This is a genomic window from Cellulophaga sp. (genome assembly GCF_039943695.1).
In the GTDB taxonomy this organism is placed as follows: Bacteria; Bacteroidota; Bacteroidia; order Flavobacteriales; family Flavobacteriaceae; genus Cellulophaga.
In genome coordinates this window covers 1-1,853 of the sequence record NZ_JBDVAA010000132.1, presented here as the reverse complement: position 1 = coordinate 1,853, position 1,853 = coordinate 1, and the positions used below count along the sequence as shown (strand labels likewise).

1 protein-coding gene is annotated in these 1,853 nt (G+C 33.6%); it reads right to left on the bottom strand.

The features are described 5' to 3' along the window. Window positions 1–4 precede the first annotated feature (4 nt). Window positions 5–1,853 (bottom strand): OmpA family protein (locus ABJD66_RS09250; protein ID WP_348130723.1); only part of this gene is annotated, 1,849 nt, incomplete at its 5' end.

Genomic DNA, 1,853 nt, shown 5'->3' with positions numbered 1-1,853 from the left:
TGTTTTAGTTTTTAATTACAATAAACTCAGATCTTCTATTTTGTTGGTGTTGTTCTTCGGAGCATTTGCTATTAGAATCGCAGTTGTTAGTTAATTGAGATTCCCCAAAACCTTTGCCTGACACACGCTCAGGCGCAATACCATTGTCTAATAAATACTTTACCGTTTCTTTTGCTCTTCTGTTAGATAATGCTTGGTTGTAGGCAGTAGTAGCTCTAGCATCAGTATGTGATCTAACTTCAATAACCACCTCTGGATACTCTTTAAGATATGCAAATACTTGTTGCATTGTAATTTGCCCGTCAATCCTAATAAACGATTTATCAAGGTCAAAATAAATAGGATCTAATTTTAAGTACTTAGTTAAATCTGTACCAATAGGGGCAGCCCTTTTAATAGGATTTAATTTTACAATAACAGGATCAATTTCTTTATTACGTTCTATAGCAAAAGAGGTAGTTCCGTTTTCAAACTCTATTTTTTGTCCCAGTAGGGTATAGGTATCCTCCCAGCAAATATCATCAATTGTAAAGTTTCCTTTTTTATCAGTTTTAGTTTCAAAAACCAAAGTGTTTTCTTTGTCTTTTACTTGCACAGCAGCGTCTGCAATACTAGCACCTGTTTTAAGATTAACAGCAGTACCTGTAATTGTATTGTAGCAATTAAGGTTTAGTTCTTTTGTTTGAACAAAGCTATAAATATCATCATATCCTTTACCACCATCACGATTAGATGCAAAGAATCCTTTTAGAGAATCTTCATCAAAAATGAAAGAGAAATCATCTTGTTTACTGTTTACAGGTTTACCAATGTTTAAGATGTAAGAATCGTTAAAATTATCAGTAATTTGAGTAGCAAAAATATCTAACCCACCTAAGCCAGGGTGCCCATCAGAGGCAAAATATAATATATTGTTTTTAGAAATAAACGGAAAAGTTTCTCTAGATTCAGTGTTAATTTTATTACCAAGATTTAGAGGAGCACTAAAGGTTCCATCAGCAATAATATCTACTACATATAAATCAGACATTCCACGCGTACCAGGCATATCCGAAGCAAAATATAATTTAGTTTCATCTGGTGATAGGGCAGGGTGTGCTACAGAATACTCATCACTATTAAAAGGTAGTTCTGTGATTTTTTTCCATTGGTCACCAACTTTTGTAGCTCTGTATAATTTAAGTCTACTAACGCCATCTTTATCGCGGGCAAACCTTCCGTTATCAGAATTGTTTCTGGTAAAATACATAGTGTTACCATCTTTAGTAAAAACAGCCGAAGACTCGTGTGTTTTTTTATTTAGTTTACGGTCTAATTTATCTGCATTAAAAGGAGTTCCTTCTTCATTAATTTGTGCAGCATACAGGTTTAAAAAGGGTTGGTTGTTCCATTGGTGAATAGAATTACGCACAGTACCAGTATCTCTAGCTGAAGAGAATACTAGTTTGTTATTATAATAAGCCGGAGAAAACTCAGATACACTAGAGTTTATCTCTAGGTTTTTTAGATTGTAACGCCCAGAGTTTTTTTCAATTACTTGTAAATAATTGGTGTTATTTTCAAACAAGGTAGCTCTAGAATCGTACTGTTTAATTTGATCAAACTTACGCATCCAAGTATCAGATTTTTGATATTCACCAATAGACTTTAGCGATAATGCATATTTGTATACCTCTTCAGGATCTACCGTAGCTTCTTCAAGATTTACTAACTTTTCATACCATTTAGCAGCATTTTCATACCTAGCATTAAGGTAATTAGAGTTAGCAAGTTTTCTGTAAATAGTTTCAGAGCTGTATCCAAGATCAATTAACCTTTGGTATACATCAATAGCCTCCGCATATTGGTAGCTT